The following is a 278-nucleotide window of genomic DNA, read 5'->3' on the forward strand; positions in this document are numbered from 1 at the left end:
AGGTCGAAGCAGCAGGGATTGATTTTTATTTTGCCGATGCTTATAGTGCCTGGCAAAGAGGAACCAATGAGAACTCTAACGGTTTACTGCGTGAGTTTTTTCCTAAGAAAACAGACCTCGCTAGAGTAATTTCCCAAGAACTCAACCAAGCTTTGTGGTTAATGAATAATCGACCTAGGAAATGCTTAGATTACCAAACACCTTTGGAAGTATTTTTACACGAACTCTTATTAATTGAGTAAATAAAAAATTGTCGCATTAATTATTGCAATTCAACA

The 278-nt window shown here is 36.3% G+C and carries 1 protein-coding gene; it reads left to right on the forward strand.

The window, feature by feature from the left end; translation table 11 throughout:
* Nucleotides 1-242: IS30 family transposase (locus ACEN4N_RS11560; protein WP_138404303.1), on the forward strand; the 242-nt coding region annotated here is incomplete at its 5' end.
* Nucleotides 243-278: the final 36 nt, after the last annotated feature.

This window comes from Ruoffia sp. FAM 20857, from assembly GCF_045528645.1.
GTDB classification, from domain to species: Bacteria; Bacillota; Bacilli; order Lactobacillales; family Aerococcaceae; genus Ruoffia; species Ruoffia halotolerans.